Origin of the sequence: Paenibacillus sp. FSL H3-0321, from assembly GCF_038002865.1 — a bacterium.
GTDB lineage: Bacteria > Bacillota > Bacilli > Paenibacillales > Paenibacillaceae > Paenibacillus_AQ.
Genome location: NZ_JBBODH010000001.1, coordinates 7,414,286 through 7,430,158 on the forward strand (window position 1 = coordinate 7,414,286; position 15,873 = coordinate 7,430,158).

The 15,873-nt window shown below is 50.3% G+C and carries 13 protein-coding genes and 1 other annotated feature; of the genes, 8 read left to right on the forward strand and 5 right to left on the reverse strand.

Going from position 1 to position 15,873, the window contains the following annotated elements:
- Positions 1-4: 4 nt before the first annotated feature.
- Positions 5-637, reverse strand: a complete 633-nt coding sequence (locus tag MHI45_RS32775) for a GNAT family N-acetyltransferase (RefSeq protein ID WP_076112048.1) — start codon at positions 635-637, stop codon at positions 5-7.
- Positions 638-798: 161 nt separating this feature from the next.
- Between MHI45_RS32775 and acsA the strand changes: the two genes are divergently transcribed.
- The gene (gene acsA, locus MHI45_RS32780; RefSeq protein WP_076112046.1) at positions 799-2,523 is read left to right on the forward strand and encodes an acetate--CoA ligase; all 1,725 of its coding nucleotides are present in this window, start codon (positions 799-801) and stop codon (positions 2,521-2,523) included.
- Between the two features lie 103 nt (positions 2,524-2,626).
- On the opposite strand, the gene MHI45_RS32785 is transcribed toward acsA, so the two are convergent.
- The gene (locus MHI45_RS32785) at positions 2,627-5,536 is read right to left on the reverse strand and encodes a transglycosylase domain-containing protein (RefSeq protein WP_083675735.1); all 2,910 of its coding nucleotides are present in this window, start codon (positions 5,534-5,536) and stop codon (positions 2,627-2,629) included.
- Positions 5,537-5,673: 137 nt separating this feature from the next.
- Positions 5,674-5,929, forward strand: a binding site (T-box leader).
- Between the two features lie 67 nt (positions 5,930-5,996).
- Between MHI45_RS32785 and tyrS the strand changes: the two genes are divergently transcribed.
- Positions 5,997-7,250: a tyrosine--tRNA ligase gene (gene tyrS / locus MHI45_RS32790; protein WP_076112045.1), complete on the forward strand. Its 1,254-nt coding sequence runs from the start codon at positions 5,997-5,999 to the stop codon at positions 7,248-7,250.
- Positions 7,251-7,272: 22 nt separating this feature from the next.
- On the opposite strand, the gene MHI45_RS32795 is transcribed toward tyrS, so the two are convergent.
- Positions 7,273-7,806 (reverse strand): GNAT family N-acetyltransferase, encoded by a 534-nt coding sequence (locus MHI45_RS32795; protein WP_076112044.1) that lies wholly within the window; start codon positions 7,804-7,806, stop codon positions 7,273-7,275.
- A 170-nt stretch (positions 7,807-7,976) separates the two neighbouring features.
- Positions 7,977-8,576: a 30S ribosomal protein S4 gene (gene rpsD / locus MHI45_RS32800; RefSeq protein WP_038590482.1), complete on the reverse strand. Its 600-nt coding sequence runs from the start codon at positions 8,574-8,576 to the stop codon at positions 7,977-7,979.
- Positions 8,577-8,967: 391 nt separating this feature from the next.
- Between rpsD and MHI45_RS32805 the strand changes: the two genes are divergently transcribed.
- From MHI45_RS32805 to MHI45_RS32825, 5 genes are all read left to right on the forward strand, one after another.
- Positions 8,968-10,980, forward strand: coding sequence for a sensor domain-containing diguanylate cyclase (locus MHI45_RS32805; protein WP_076112042.1), 2,013 nt, complete (start codon positions 8,968-8,970; stop codon positions 10,978-10,980).
- A 139-nt stretch (positions 10,981-11,119) separates the two neighbouring features.
- The gene (locus tag MHI45_RS32810) at positions 11,120-12,010 is read left to right on the forward strand and encodes a hypothetical protein (protein WP_076112040.1); all 891 of its coding nucleotides are present in this window, start codon (positions 11,120-11,122) and stop codon (positions 12,008-12,010) included.
- A gap of 98 nt (positions 12,011-12,108) precedes the next feature.
- Complete coding sequence (locus MHI45_RS32815) at positions 12,109-13,224, forward strand: aminopeptidase (RefSeq protein WP_038590487.1); 1,116 nt, start codon at positions 12,109-12,111, stop codon at positions 13,222-13,224.
- 104 nt (positions 13,225-13,328) lie between these two features.
- On the forward strand, positions 13,329-13,574 hold the full coding sequence (locus MHI45_RS32820) for an HPr family phosphocarrier protein (protein WP_038590490.1): 246 nt from the start codon (positions 13,329-13,331) through the stop codon (positions 13,572-13,574).
- Positions 13,575-13,722: 148 nt separating this feature from the next.
- The gene (locus tag MHI45_RS32825; protein ID WP_038590492.1) at positions 13,723-14,025 is read left to right on the forward strand and encodes a YlaN family protein; all 303 of its coding nucleotides are present in this window, start codon (positions 13,723-13,725) and stop codon (positions 14,023-14,025) included.
- A 105-nt stretch (positions 14,026-14,130) separates the two neighbouring features.
- Here MHI45_RS32825 and cax read toward each other — a convergent pair whose 3' ends face one another.
- Positions 14,131-15,201, reverse strand: a complete 1,071-nt coding sequence (cax, locus tag MHI45_RS32830; RefSeq protein WP_076112038.1) for a calcium/proton exchanger — start codon at positions 15,199-15,201, stop codon at positions 14,131-14,133.
- A 155-nt stretch (positions 15,202-15,356) separates the two neighbouring features.
- Here cax and MHI45_RS32835 point away from each other — a divergent pair, with 155 nt between their 5' ends.
- Positions 15,357-15,722 carry an Asp23/Gls24 family envelope stress response protein gene (locus MHI45_RS32835; RefSeq protein WP_019911482.1) on the forward strand — a complete coding sequence of 122 codons (366 nt, stop codon included), beginning with the start codon at positions 15,357-15,359 and terminating at the stop codon, positions 15,720-15,722.
- The last annotated feature ends 151 nt before the right edge of the window (positions 15,723-15,873 follow it).

Sequence of the window (15,873 nt, forward strand, 5' to 3'; positions counted from 1 at the left end):
TATCCTAATACATAAAGCGCTGTCTGAAGCGCACTCTGTCAAAGGTTTCCTGAGACGACATCGGAACTTCCCGTCCGATACGGACCATAAGGCAGTTGGCCGGATGAGAGCAGATTTCCGGATCATCCGTAGCATACCATACCATATCTACGGTTTTCATCAGCTTCTCCATCATTTTCCGGTAGGCCCATACATCAAGCCCGCTGCCTTTCAGGTCCCAGTGCCAGTAATATTCCGTGGTGTATACGATGCAGTTCTCCAACTGCTCCCGCTCAAAGGCGGTGGAAATCAACAGCTTGCCAAGCCCGCTCCCTCTATACCCGTTAGCCACCTCTACAGCCCCCAGCTCAATGAGATCCATCATTCCCCCCTGTGACCAAAGCTCCATTTCATCCGGATAGTGAAAGGTTACATAGCCTATAACAGTTTGGTCTTCGACAGCGGCGATCACCCGCCCCTCAGGCAGGCCTGCGATGTCTATGAGTGCTTCCAGCTGTTCGCTTGGTTTACGGAAGGCATCCAGATCAGGATGCATATGCAGGCCCTCCAGCAGGCCTGGAGATAAAGGTCCACTGACTGTAATATTCTTGCTGTTATATACAAAGGTATGGGAAACGCGGATTTTGCGGTGCTCCATGAATGGGCTCCCTTCGCTTAACTAAAATATGGAATGTAACCGCTTGCTGTGATATACTAATTCCGACATAAAAACTTCACATTTAATACATTGACAGGATTTTCATGGAAATCAATCTCGCCCTTAAAGCTTAAATCAAACTAGTAAGGGAGGCAAGAGTAATGGGGCAAGTCCACAGCGAAATTTTGCCGGGCACCGTGCAAAACGCAAATATGGCGGATTATTCCCAGGCAGTCAGCGAATTCCGGTGGGAGGATGTAGAGAGGGACTTCTCCTGGTATAGTACCGGCAAGGTGAATATAGCCCATGAAGCCGTGGACCGTCATGTGCAGGAAGGCCGTGGGGCGTCAACCGCCTTACTTTACAGCGATTCGTCGAGAGAGGAAAGATATACCTTCTCCGATTTGCAGGAACGCTCCAACCGGTTCGGCAACGTTCTGCGCAAGCACGGCATTGGCAAAGGAGACCGCGTGTTTATTTTTATGCCGCGGAAGCCGGAGCTGTATTTCAGTCTGCTGGGTATTCTTAAGATCGGAGCAGTGGCTGGTCCGCTATTCGAGGCATTTATGGAAACGGCGGTTAAGGACCGGCTCGAGGACAGCGGCGCAGTGGCGCTGGTGACTACACCGGAGCTCCTACACCGGGTGAAGCAGAGTGAGCTGCCGGAACTGCGCCATATTATTGTTGTCGGCGGTGCAACCGATGTGGAGCAGGGGGTATTGGGCTTTGAACAAGAGATGGTGGCAGCTTCAGCTGAACTTGAGCCCGAGTGGCTCAGTTTGGATGACGGGCTGATTATGCATTACACCTCGGGTTCCACAGGTAAACCCAAAGGTGTCTATCATGTACAACGAGCAATGATCCAACACTATTATAGCGGCAAAATCGTACTGGACCTGCAGCCTGACGATGTCTATTGGTGTACGGCTGATCCAGGCTGGGTCACCGGCACTTCTTATGGCATCTTTGCCCCTTGGCTGAACGGAGTAACCAATGTGGTGCGGGGCGGGCGTTTCAGCCCGCAGGACTGGTACAAGACGATTGAGCGGTTCGCCGTTACTGTATGGTACAGTGCACCTACCGCTTTCCGCATGCTGATGGGAGCAGGGGAGGCTAGCCTGGAGGGCATCGACCTAAGCAGCCTGCGCCATGTGCTGTCCGTAGGGGAGCCGTTAAATCCGGAAGTTGTCCGCTGGGGTGACAAATTCTATCATCAGCGCATTCATGATACGTGGTGGATGACAGAGACAGGTGCGCAGTTAATCTGCAATTACCCGCGGATGGATATTAAGCCGGGTTCCATGGGACGTCCGCTGCCGGGCATTGAAGCAGCGATATTGGACGACCGGGGCAATGTACTGCCGCCTTATTCCATGGGGAATCTTGCGATTCGAACCCCTTGGCCGTCCATGATGGGCGCCATTTGGAACAATAAGGCCAAATACGACGAGTATTTCCGGATTCCCGGATGGTATATCTCGGGTGACTCAGCCTACATGGATGAGGATGGTTATTTTTGGTTCCAGGGCCGGATAGATGATGTAATCAATTCCTCTGGTGAACGGATTGGTCCATTTGAGGTGGAGAGCAAGCTGGTAGAGCATCCGGCGGTAGCCGAGGCTGGAGTCATCGGCAAACCTGATGTGCTGCGGGGAGAGATCATCAAGGCGTTTATTTCCTTGCGGGAAGGTTATTATCCGACCACGGAGCTTAAAGAAGAGATCGCCGCTTTTGTCAAAGCCGGTTTATCTGCTCATGCAGCGCCCCGGGAGATCGAATTCAAAGATAAGCTGCCCAAGACACGCTCCGGCAAAATTATGCGCCGGGTGCTGAAAGCCTGGGAGCTGCATCTGCCTGAAGGGGATTTGTCGACCATTGAGGACTAAGCCATGCCGGCAGCATAACACAAAAACACCGTTTCCTGCGAATCTGCGGAAACGGTGTTTTTGCTGTTCTGTGTGGATTGCCTCAGGCAATCCGCTATAGCGGTTATTGCCCGTTGCCGGTAGCATTTCCTCCGGCAGCGTTACTTCCACTTCCGCTGTCAGGAGGTGTCTCCGTTCCGTTCACTGGCGGAACGATGATCATACCGGGATCTTCGGTGGCACCCGGTATAATCTCCCCTTCCGGCGTTGGTTCTGTCCCCGGCAGTTCTGTCGGAGCAGGCGTCGCTTCGGGAGTCGGGGTAGCACCTCCGGCTACACTGCCGGAAGCTGACTCATGATCGGCCACATCAACGGCAGCCACGTAGAAGGTGGCATTCACACTGGAAGGTGTGCCTGATGAGAAAGCGGTGCCTTCACCAGCTGACAGTACAAGCTGTTTCTTGAATGGGCCTCCGTTCATGGAACGGTACAGCCGGTAGCCTACAACGTCTGATGAGCTGCTAGGCGTAAAGCTGATTACGGCTTTGCCGCTGTTGTAAGACACGCTTACTTCGCCTGGAGCAGCAGGAGCTGTACCGTCGTCGACACGCGGATCCACCTCGGTCGGGAAATCGGTTTTGGCATCAGCCGGCATATAATATGACAAATCCTTATGCTCTTTCATTGCAGGGAAAGCAGCGAGCAGCTCCTTGACCAGATCCTGAATCGGCTTCTCGCGTTTCACCACGATCTTCTCCTTCAGGAAATCCTCAGGGGTTCCTTCCAGCGGAATATAATTCACGCCTTTGTATGTGATGTATTTGGCTTTGGATATACCGTCATCACTTTCAGTCGGTACATACTTGGCATTGAACATGTCTGTAGTAAACTTGTCGGTTAAAGAGGTAGGCAGCTTGCCGCTGTACGCCGAAACCGTCTTTTTGACGATGCCGTCAGGCTTACTGAACTCTTTCGTTACGAACAGCTCAGGCCGCTTGTCAATAACAGCATTCATGACCTTGGTCCATAACGTCTGGGCCTGCCGTTTCTGGGCATCTCCCTGGAGCGTATTGATCTGCTCCTTATAGCCAACCCACATTCCGAGAGTGACATCCGGTGAATAGCCCATAAACCACACATCGCCGTAATTCTGGGTAGAACCAGTCTTGCCGACAATCGGTACGTCCTTGAAGTGTTTATAATTCTTTCTGACAGTGCTGGCAGTTCCGTCGGTAATGACTGTGCGCAGCATATCCGTCATGAGGTATGCCGTCTGTTTGGAGTAGACCTGCTCCGGATTGACCTTATGCTGGTAAACGACTTTTCCTTCCGAATCGACGATCTTCTCGATCATATAGGCATCGGTAAAAGCGCCATTGTTCGCGATGGAGGAGTAGGCATTGGTCAGTTCCTCGACGGATACACCATAACGCAGACCGCCGATTACGCCGGTTTTTGCACTGTAGTCTTCATCCTGGATGGTCGTAATCCCCAGCTTCTTGGAAAAAGCCCAGGAGTCTTCGATGCCAACCTTCTCATTAAACAGCTTGAGCGCAGGAATGTTCAAAGACTTGTTAAGCGCATAGCGGGCGGTAACCAGACCCTGATAACGGTTGTTGGCATTCTTGGGGATGTGGAATCCCTTGGAACCATCCTTCAATATGATTGGAGCATCGTCGAGGATGCCGGCAGGCTGGATCAGACCTGCATCAAGTGCAGGCAGATAAGCAGCAATCGGCTTCATGGTCGAGCCGGGCTGACGGACCATCTGCGTAGCATAGTTCATCTGTTCAATGTTGAAGTCCCGGCCTTCGATCATCCCCAGGATGGCTCCGGTTTTGTTCTCAATCATCATCCCGGCTGTCTGTTCCTTGCCTCTGGCTTTGCTGTTTTTTGTGAAATTATCACTGTTCTCGGAGATGCTGTGCATAGCGCTGTATACTTTTTTGTCAATCGTAGTGTATACACGGTATCCGCCGGTCATTAGCTTCTGACGGGCTTCCTCCAGAAGCACTGTGTCTTCTGCCGAACTCGTGGTATCTTTCGCTTTTTTCTTGTCTTCGTTGATCGACAGTAGGATCTCTGCCGCCTTGCGTTCGGTTTCCAGCATCAAGTAAGGGAATGTAGCATAGGCCTTCTTAGAATGCGGTGCCAGAGAGCCTTTGATGTCAAAGAGGCGCGCTTCATCATACTGGGAGGAAGTGATTTTATTCTCCTCCAGCATCCGCCGCAGTACGAGCTGCTGGCGCTCCATGGCTCTGTTAAAGGCCGTCTCGTTGAATTCACCCACCCCGTTAAATGCGGAATACTTGGAAGGAAGCTGGGGCAGACCGGCCAAATAGGCAGCTTGCGCAACATTCAGCTTCTCAAGGTCCTCCACACCGAAGATGCCCTTGGATGCGGCTTTGATACCGAACACATTATAACCGTTGGAGCCGTTCCCAAAGGGTACCTTATTAAGATATGCCGTAATAATTTCCTGTTTGGATAAGAAACGTTCAAGCCGCAGGGAGAGCAGGATTTCCTTCACTTTGCGGTCTTCCGTACGGTCCAGATTCAGAAATACACGTCTTGCGAGCTGCTGGGTAAGCGTACTGCCCCCGGTCTGGACCGATTCGTTGAGCAGCTTCTGCTTGACGGCACGAAGGGTACTGCTGAAATCCACTCCTTTATGGGCATAGAAGTTATTGTCCTCTATAGCGAGGACGGCATCAATCACAAGCTGTGGAATATCGTTGAATTCAATTAGCCTGCGGTCTTCTTCGGTTCGAAGCTGACCGATCGGTTGCCCATCCCGGAAATAGGCAAACCCGGTGACGGCGTTCAAGCTGACTTGCTGCTGAATCAATTCCTCGGTGCGCACAGGATCATCTTTCACAATGGAAGTTATGTAGCCTGCCAAGGCACCACCAGCAAACAGAGTGCCTAGTATGCCGAGTATAAACATCCACTTTACGACTGAACCGAACCTGCGGAGCCAGGATCTTCGGGGTGGATGCTGTTTTACGGTCTTCTTTTTGTTCTCCTCAACCATCGACGATAATCCTCCTTTTAACGGAACTATTATAGCACAATTTGGCGTATTTGAATGCGCTTCTGCCTGAAAGTCGAATTCATGAGGTGTTGACTTTTTAAAAGGTCCTATGGTATAAGTTTACTCAATTGGATATTCGAAAAGCGTGGAAAGACATCAGTAGAAGGAAAGCCATGTGTTTCAGAGAGCCGGTGGGTGGTGCGAACCGGCAGCAGGCCCCTTTGAATTACAGTCTGGAGCTGTCCGGAGGAACTACAAGCGCATTTCGCTTGTTCAGTAGTCCTGGACCGGGTGCAAGCCCGTTATGGCAATGAAGTGAAAGAGAATGCTTGTGCTCCGGCACGGCAAATCTTTAATTAGGGTGGTACCGCGAGCCTCTTACTCGTCCCTTGGGATGAATGAGAGGCTCTTTTTGCGTTCTTTGGAATGATTAGTGATGAAAAACTGGGAGGATAATGAAATGACATGGGAAGAGCTTTCAATCAGCCAACAGCAGGAAGTCGAGCGTCAGATGGAAGTAATTACGCGCGGTGCCGTGGAAATAGTGCCAGAGGGGGAAATGAAGCGCAAAGTGATCAAATCCGTAGCTGCGGGTATTCCGCTAAACATCAAACTGGGTCTTGATCCGTCGGCGCCGGATATTCACGTGGGACACACCATTGTGATTCATAAGCTGCGCCAGTTCCAGGAACTCGGGCATCAAGTGCAGCTGGTTATCGGAGATTTCACCGGACGTATCGGGGATCCTACGGGCAAATCCGAGACACGGAGGCAGCTTAGCGAAGAAGATGTGCAGCGCAATGCCGAGACCTACAAGAAGCAGATTTATAAGATTCTTGACCCGGAGAAAACAAAGATCTTCTGCAACTCGGAATGGCTCAGCCCGATGTCCTTCTCGGATGTTGTAAATCTGGCGGCAAAAGTAACTGTGGCCCGGATGATGGAACGCGACGATTTCTCCAAACGCTTCCAGGGCGGCCAGGCCATCAGCATTCATGAATTTTTCTACCCGCTGATGCAAGGGATGGATTCCGTTGCTCTTAAGACCGACGTGGAGATTGGAGGCACGGACCAGAAGTTCAATGTGCTGATGGGCCGTACACTGCAGAAGGAATATGGTCTGGAACCGCAAGCTGTTATACTGATGCCGCTGCTGGAAGGAATCGACGGTGTGCAGAAGATGAGCAAGAGTCTCGGGAATTACATCGGCATTGATGAAGAGGCTAATGAAATCTATGGCAAGGCGATGTCCGTGCCGGACGAGGTGATGCTGAAATACTACGAAATGGCTACAGATATCAGCAATCAGGAGCTCGCTGCCCTGAAAGCGGGTCTGGCCGACGGGACGGCCCATCCGCGGGATGTCAAAATGCGTCTTTCATATACATTAGTACGAATGTACCATGGAAAAGCAGCCGCGGAGGCCGCGCAGCAGCACTTCATTACGGTGTTCCAGCAGCGTGCGCTCCCGGAGGATATTGAGACAATCGGCATACCGTCTAAAGAGTTGTTGAGCGGCACAATCAAGCTGGTCACGCTGTTAACGCTGCTTGGTTTTGCAGGCTCCAATGGCGAAGCTAAACGTTCGATCCAGCAGGGCTCAGTGAAGCTGAACGGGGTGAAGCAGGAGGATCCGAACGGAGAAATCCAGCCGCAGGAGGGCGACATTGTCCAGGTAGGCAAGCGGAAGTTTGCCAAATTAACATTAGCTTAGGGTTTATTTTGCATAATGCAGCCTAATCTGCCGAAGCTTTTATTACATAATTCTCTTTAGTTAACTCGTAGTCAACTGAAGATTGCAGCTCCCCGAGCTGATTTCTCCAAGAGTCATGATGAACCGCAACTTTGCGAAAGCCGAGCTTCTCATAGACATGCTGTGCCCTGTAGTTCTTGAGGTTGGTATCCAGAATGATTTTTTGAATCTCCATCTGCTTAAACAGGGAGCTGATAAGCATAGTAAGAAACGCACTCCCAAGTCCTTGATTATGGTGGTTGAAGTTGCAGATTTTAATGCCAATCTCTGCACAGTGCCCGGCAAATATTCTAAAGTTCATTTCCCCAATGGGCATACCATCGATTTCCAGGATCAGGCGATGGTTGCAGCCGGCAGCAGTCTGAAGCATATCCAGAGTCTCTTGGACTGTAGTACCGAGACCTTCAGGATATCCGGCATGGGCCATGATCATTCCATCGTTCCACCAGTTGCACAATATTTGCGCATCGTCGGCAGTTGCTTCACGAATGACTAAATTATCTTTTATTAGATGCATTCAGGTTCCTCCGATTCAGTAGTTATCCTGAATTTACCACAGAAGCTAATTCAGAAGGAATGGAAAAGACTTGTTAAATAGAATTATCTCGCCTGGCACAAGAACAAGTATACAAAAAAGCCTCCGGAATTCTCCGGAGGCTTTGCTTTGCATTCGCTGTTAGCGAAATCTTAACGGTTGTAGAACTCGACGATTTGTTTCTCATCGATGTCTTGGGAAAGCTCAGCGCGTTCTGGCAAACGGATGTATTTGCCTTCGAAAGATCCGTCAGCATATTCCAGGTAAGCTGGAAGGTGGGAGCGGTTTTCCAAAGCTTCTTTGATAGAAGTCATAGCGCGGCTTCTTTCGCGAAGTCCGATAACGTCGCCCACGCTTACACGGTAAGAAGCGATGTCGACTTTTTTGCCGTTAACGGTTACGTGTCCGTGGGATACCAACTGACGTGCGCCTGCACGGGAGTTAGCGAAACCAAGACGGTAAACCAGATTGTCCAAGCGGCTTTCGAGCAGGAACATGAAGTTTTCGCCCGCGATACCTTGGATCTTTTGTGCTTTAGTGAAAAGAGTTTTAAACTGCTTTTCGCCCAAGCCGTACATGTGGCGCAGTTTTTGTTTTTCCAAAAGCTGCATTCCGTAGTTACTTACTTTTCTGCGTTGGTTAGCGCCATGCTGTCCTGGTGGGAAAGGGCGTTTCAGGTCTTTGCCTGTACCGCTAAGGGAAATGCCCAGACGGCGGCTGAGTTTGAATTTAGGTCCGGTGTAACGTGCCATGTTATAGTAGACTCCTTTATATTTGAAATTTCATTGTAGGGCCTATTTGCGCCGCAATCCGTATCCGTGAAAGCGTCAAATGGTTTCACACTGCCAGGGAAGTTCAGCCGCTGCCCTGGCAGTAACGAAATGCGTAGAGGGTGACACAACGTTACGCCCAATTAAGACTTGTTACAGTCTTGTTCAACAATAAATATTATATGAAAACAACAGTTAAAGTCAAGTGCATCTTTAAGGAGATTTTGTCTATCTTTGTCGTTAGTTCTTTGGTCCTAAAAAAAATCCCTCAAATCAGGAAAATATAATGCAATACAGGAAAAAAGAGAGTAAAATATAGCTAATTAGATGTTATCGGAAGATTAATAATATGAGACGCAAAGGGGATCCGCTTATGTCAGTTCAGGAAGCATACGGCCGCAAAGACACTCGTATGCTGTTGCAGGACACTATGCAGTCAAGCGGAGATGTGATAGATCCCGCCGCATGGCTCAGGGAAACGGATATTGTATCCTATGATTTCCCGTATGCAGCCAATTTGATTGCGGAAAGCTTCGCGGACTGGCGTGGACTGGCTGTCCCTCCCTTCGCGGAATCATGGGACTGGGGTCTGCTGGATTTTGAAGGGAAATGGATTGAACCTTTAGACTCAGGTGCCGGCAGTATCCGAGAGGAGGGCTGGGATGCGCAATGGGCGGAAGCTGCAGGACTAAGCCTGCTTTCTGGAGAGGCCAGTGCTGCCCCGGAACAGAAGAACGGACAAGCTGTGTACCTCTTGACCTTGCCGGTGTTTACCCGAGCTCAACGGGAAATCTTCGCTCTGCTTGCCTGCTCCATGACAGCCGTCGAGTATGAGCAGGGCGGAAAGAATACGGCTGAAGCAATGGCCATGCATTTCCAGACCTGTTTTTACCGCAGGTTTGAGCATGTTTTTGTATCAGATCTAGCGGGAGTGTACCAGCATGCCGAACGGGAAAGCATCCGCCGTTCGCTCCTGTTTCAAATTGTCCAGCGGATGCACGACAACATTGATGTCGACGCCGTTCTAACCGAGGTCATTGAGAGCATTGCTGCGATGTATCCGGGTGCCCGTCTGGAGCTGTTTATGTCACAGGACCACCGCAGCACGCATCCGCAGGTAAAGCCGCTTCCACTGCTTTGGGATAGTGATGATGTCTGCGCGCGTGCCTTCAAGGACGGCCGGGTAGCGCTGCATGCCGGGCGCGAGGACAGTCAGCATGTGGAGGTCGGCCTCCCGCTCGGAGGGAAGCAAGGCGTGTACGGTGTCTTCCATATGATTATGGATAAGCCCGTTTTTTCGGAGGTTGACCTGCGTTTCCTCTCGATGGTTGCCGATACGGCCGGGACAGCGTTTGAGAATGCCAAGCTGTATGAACGCTCCAACCAGCTTATTCGTGAATTGCGTATGAGCAATGAAATGACACAGCGTTTGAACCAAAGCCTGCGGTTGGGCGATATTTTTCAGTATGCCTTTGAAGAGCTGCTGGAGATGTTTGCTGCCGATTATTGCTGCATTCTGCATATGAATGAAGAGAAAGGCGGGCTGGAGGCGATTGCCTGCAATCATCTTCCGCTGCGCAATGAACTTATAGAAGTAGGACAAGGGCTGGGAGGCAATGTCTACACTACAGGCGAGCCGATCATTTTGTCGGATTATTTAAATACGCCGGGACCCTCTTCGAAGCTCATGGACGCAACTTGCTCGCAGTCGCTGATTGCTACTCCCCTTAATGTAGGCGGGGAAGTACGCGGTGCTATTATGCTTGCTCACCGGGAACCATACTTCTTCTCTTATGACAGCTTCAGGCTGCTGCAGGCGATGGCGGGTCACATCGGGCTTGCGGTAGGCAACGCCCGGCTTCATGCTGAGGTACGGTTCCTGGCCAACCGTGACAGTCTCACCGGACTTTATGCCCGTCATTACCTGGATGAGGAGATCAAGGAGAGGCAGACAACGGATTTCTGCGGCTCTTTGATTGTCGTTGATATTGATCAGTTTAAGACGGTCAACGATACCTACGGCCATCAGAAAGGCGATAAAATTCTGAAGCAGGTGAGCGAAATTGTGAAGTCCTCCATCCGCCAAGGCGATATTGCTGCCAGATGGGGCGGGGAGGAGCTGGCGGTCTATTTGCCGCAGCTGGGGGTGCAGCAGGCTTTTTATGTAGCCGAACGGATCCGCAAGCGGGTAATGGGTGAGACCGAACCTCGTGTTACCGTATCCTGCGGCATCGCGGAATGGAGCTGGACAGATGAACGGGTGAGTGTGGAGTCACTGTTCTACAGGGCCGATATGGCACTTTACGAAGCGAAGAACAACGGCCGCAATCAGGTTGTCATTGATACCAAGAAAGTGGATAGTACGGCAAAGAATCCTCTGGCCTGACGGCGGGGATTCTTTTTTTTGAGATATATATCAAAGTATAAGCCCGGGCAGCAGGGGGAACCTATTAATAATTGTTCACCCGGGTATTTCTACTTGGCCTCGGCTCCGCCTCCGGGTGAATTTGTAGGAGCAACTACACTTGACCGGGAAAGGCTTGAACACGATGAAATTACATTTATGGCGGCGCGAGGCGATCCTTGCCGTAGTTCTATCTTTATATTGTCTGCTATGCAGCGGCTGTGGGGGCATTTCGGATAAGCCGGCTGACCAGGAACTGAGTCTTGTTCTGGCCGGGATGGACGGTACAGACGGGGTATCCTTTGAAGGTGCCGCTGCATTACTGCTGGGAGGGAAGCCGGCTCAGGAATCGGCGCTCTATTATGGTGGGAAGGTTGCAGATCACAACAAGGTAAGTCTGTATACTTTGCTGCCGGATGAGAATGGGAAGACCAAGGCAGCAGCTAAAGCTGGTCTGAAAAAGCTTGAACAGAGACAAACTCCCGAGGCATACTACACGCAATTGGAGAAAAAAGACGGGGAATGGACGATGCTGACCGGTGCTCCAGCAGCCAATGCAGGTAATCCGCTTCCTGCGCTCAATCCGCTGCTTCAGCTGGAAGAACTGGAGGGCAATGAGAAAAAGGTAACGAAGCGGGCAGGAGCCGCCAGAGGGACCAAAGAACTTCGGATCGAGCTGACCCCAGGAGAGGCAAGGAAACAGCTGTCTGCCGAACTGGAGAGAGAGATGCTGCTGATCCGTCCGTCCGGTGACAGCAAGCCACAGGAGGCCGCAGGCAAGCCTAAGCAGGTCAATGAGGCAATGATGGCATTATGGGAGCAGAAGGACGAGGAGCTGCGGCAGAGGCTCGAGCAAGCCGAAATTTCATCGGTGTATTATCTGAAGGTGGATGTGAAGCGCAATCTGCCCAAGCGGCTGACCTGGACCCGTAAGGTAAAATATCCAACTGCCGCCGGAAGTGACGCCGAAGAAACTTACATCACCAAAGTTGATTTTTATGGGTTCCGGTGAAGCAGAGCTAACTGACCATGAGATCTTGCGCTCTTTTGCGGGCGTGCTACAATAGAATAGTATGTTTATTTTTAGTGATGAGGAAGGAAGAGAGAAGAATGAAGGATCCAAGAATTCAGAAGCTTGCGGCAAACCTTGTAGGGTATTCCGTAAATGTGCAGCCGGGCGAGAACGTGCTCGTTGAAATGATCGGCAGCGAAAGAGATCTGATTAAAGCTGTTGTGGAGGAAGTCGGCAAAGCCGGAGGTAACGCATTCGTGCAGCTGACGGACCGGACTGTTCTGCGCAGCATGCTTCAATATGCTACCCGTGAGAGTCTGCAGACCTGGGCGGAGATTGATCTGAACCGGATGAAGCAAATGGATTGTTATATCGGTATCCGTGCAGGAGAGAATGTCAATGATCTGGCTGATGTGCCGGAAGAGAACATGAAGCTGTACAACTCCCTGTATTCCCACCCGGTACATAGTGAACAACGCGTGAAGCACACCAAATGGGTGGTTCTGCGCTATCCGAATGCGAGTATGGCCCAACTGGCAAATACGACTACGGAAGCATTCGAAGACTTCTACTTCGAGGTGTGTAACCTGGATTATGCCAAAATGGACAAAGCACAGGATGCGCTTGCCGAGCTGATGCGTGCAACTGATAAGGTTCGTATCGCGGGACCGGGAACAGAGCTCACATTCTCCATTAAGGGCATCGGCGCCGAGAAATGCTCCGGCCAAAAAAACATTCCCGACGGCGAGGTTTACAGTGCTCCTGTTCGTGATTCCGTCAACGGCACGATCAGCTACAACGCTGCGACACTTTATAACGGCGTGACTTTTGAAAATGTGAAATTCAAATTCGAGAACGGCAAAATAGTCGAAGCGTCCAGCAATGATACGGTTCGCTTGAACGAAATTCTGGATTCCGACGACGGCGCACGCCATATCGGTGAATTTGCCATTGGCTTCAACCCCTACATTCTGCATCCTATGAAGGACATTCTGTTCGATGAAAAAATCGCCGGCAGCTTGCATTTTACCCCGGGCCAGGCTTATGATGTGACTGATAATGGCAACCGCTCGTCCATTCACTGGGATCTGGTGCTGATTCAGCGTCCGGAATACGGCGGCGGAGAAATCTATTTTGATGATGTGCTGATCCGCAAGGATGGTATCTTCGTTATTCCGGAACTTCAAGGTCTGAACCCCGAAAACCTGAAATAAGATGTAATAAAAAGAAAACACCTTGCGCGAGTAAGCGGATTCAATGTATCATGGAATTGATTAGAAAAGTCTTTGTTCCATAATCAAGTTGCGGAGGGATTCCTATGTCCAGTAACAATGCGGCAATCGTGGATATTGCCCAAACGGCAAGCCAGTTCAACTCTTCTATCGTTCTTCAAGCGGACAACAAGTATATTGATGTTAAGAGTATTCTTGGGTTGTTCACTACTCTGGTCTCCAGCCAAAGCTACGAGCTTCATGTTCATGGCACAGATGCCGAAGAAGCGAAAAAAGCAATGAGTGAAGTTTTTGCCAAACACGGTTTGAATTTTACAGTTGTTGCGGAGTAATCTACTATTTCCGAAGACGTCCTGCCCTTGCGGTGGGACGTTTTTATATATATTAAAAACTGAATTCTTGTATTGGGTTCGGATTTCGACTAATATTAAATTAAATAGCATTTGCAGCTGTAACTTTTAGACATGGGGGGGAAAATGCATGACTTCATCGGATTTGCAGGAACAGCTTAATCTTAAAGCGATTACTCTTCTACAAGAAGATGCCGATAAAATTCAGAAGCTCATCGAAGTGCAGATGGAGAATCTGGCGACACGTTACTGCCCTCTCTATGAGGAAGTGCTGGATACCCAGATGTACGGCTTCTCCAAAGAGGTCGATTTTGCGGTCAGAGCGGGACTGGTGCCTGAGCAAACGGGCAAGCTTGTGCTGAGCGAGCTGGAACGCAATTTGGCCGTGCTATACGAGGCTCTGAATAAGAAGGCGGAAGAGCGCGAGCTGTAAGCCAAGTCTCTAACCATTTATAAAAACGCACATGAGGACCGCCGGGCCGCTCATGTGCGTTTTTTGTTTCGTATGAAGTGTAGCAGCTTCTGGGGGGCGTCAACCTTATACCAGGTAGAAAGAGACACCTAGAATCATATAAACAACGAGCAGCAGAAGTCCTTCATACCAGTTGGTTGCACCGTCCTGTATGATCGATTTAGCGATAAACACTGAGACGGCGATGGCAACGATCTCGATGATGGTGAACACAATATCCATCGTATCGCCCATAAAGTAGCTGGCAAAGATCAGAACGGGGGCTACGAACAAGGCAATCTGCAGGCTGCTGCCGACGGCGATCTCCACGGCGGCGCCGATCTTGTTCTTCATCGCCAGCATGATTGCGGCACTGTGCTCCGCGGCGTTACCGATAATCGCCACAAGGAATGCACCGACGAACAGCTCACTGAACCCGAAACGTTCGGTTAACGTCTCTAGCGTCCCGACCAGCCATTCACTGACGAAAGCGACCATCACTGTAGCCAGTACAAGATAAAGAATGGATTTGTTCTTCGACCAGGCGGGCGCGTGCTCGTTCGGCAGCTCTTCGTCGCCGTCCACAGTGACATCCTCCAAGTATTTCTTGTGTGTTATCATGGAGAAGACCAGCCAGGCGATATACGCAGCGATAAGCAGCCCTGCGACAACAAGACTTAGCACATCGGTGTCCTTCTCCGTGATGGAGTGGGTGTTGAAGAACATGGCGGGAACAAACAAGGCAATGACGGCCACGATCATCAAGGAACCGTTCAGTCCGGCCAACGTGACATTGAAATTCTGAACCTTGAATTTCATGCCGCCGGCAAAGATGCTGAGCCCGAGAACGAGCAGCAGATTACCGATGATCGAACCGGTGAGAGAGGCTTTAACCATGTCATACAGCCCTTCCTTGACCAGGAAGAAGGCGATGATCAGTTCGGCCGCATTGCCGAAGGTTGCGTTAAGAAAACCTCCGAGCCGCTGACCGGCGTAGTGGGCTACGCTTTCTGTGGCCCTTCCGAGGAAGCCTGCCACAAAAATGACAGCGATGGCAGATACCACGAACTGAAGGGTGTGGTCCCAATCTGCATAGTGACCAATTGCGCTAAGTAGGAAAGTAATGACCATTAGCGAAGGTGAAATCCATTTTTTCAAGTGTGGCACACTCCAGTCTTGTATATGTAGGTTGAATTCATAATTCAATATAACCAAATTGATCCAGTGTGTAAACGGGCATGATAGAAAGTCATTTGCTTTTTAGCCTGTTTTCGAATTACAATAATTGATAATGAGTGTAGGGGGGATATGGCATGGCGGAACAACTTCAATTGGAAATGGGAAACATACGGATATCAAATGATGTCGTCTCGAAAATTGCCGGCTTGGCTGCCTTGGAGACTCCGGGAATTGCGGCCATGTCAGGCGGCTTGTCAGAAGGCTGGGCTAAGCGTCTGAGCGGTAAAAACGTGCAAAAGGGTGTTACCGTTGAAGTGGGACAGCTTGAAGCCGCAGTTGATTTGCGTATTATTGTTCTCTATGAAACTCCGATCCACGAGGTATGCCGGATGCTTCAGCAGAATGTGCGCGAAGCAGTGGAGAGCATGACAGGGCTTCATATTGTTGAGGTTAATGTCAAAGTGGAAGGCGTAGCCTTCAAGAATGACGAAATTTCGTAAGCGGTTATTCCCGTCTCTCCAAGTGAGTCGCGGGGCATGACAAAAAGGCAGTCCGGGAGGTTCTCTCCGGACTGCCTTTTTGTAAATATAATAATTTATATGCTTCACGCTATAAATTATCCTTCCGTTTCAGCTTGATTTAACCAAGAGT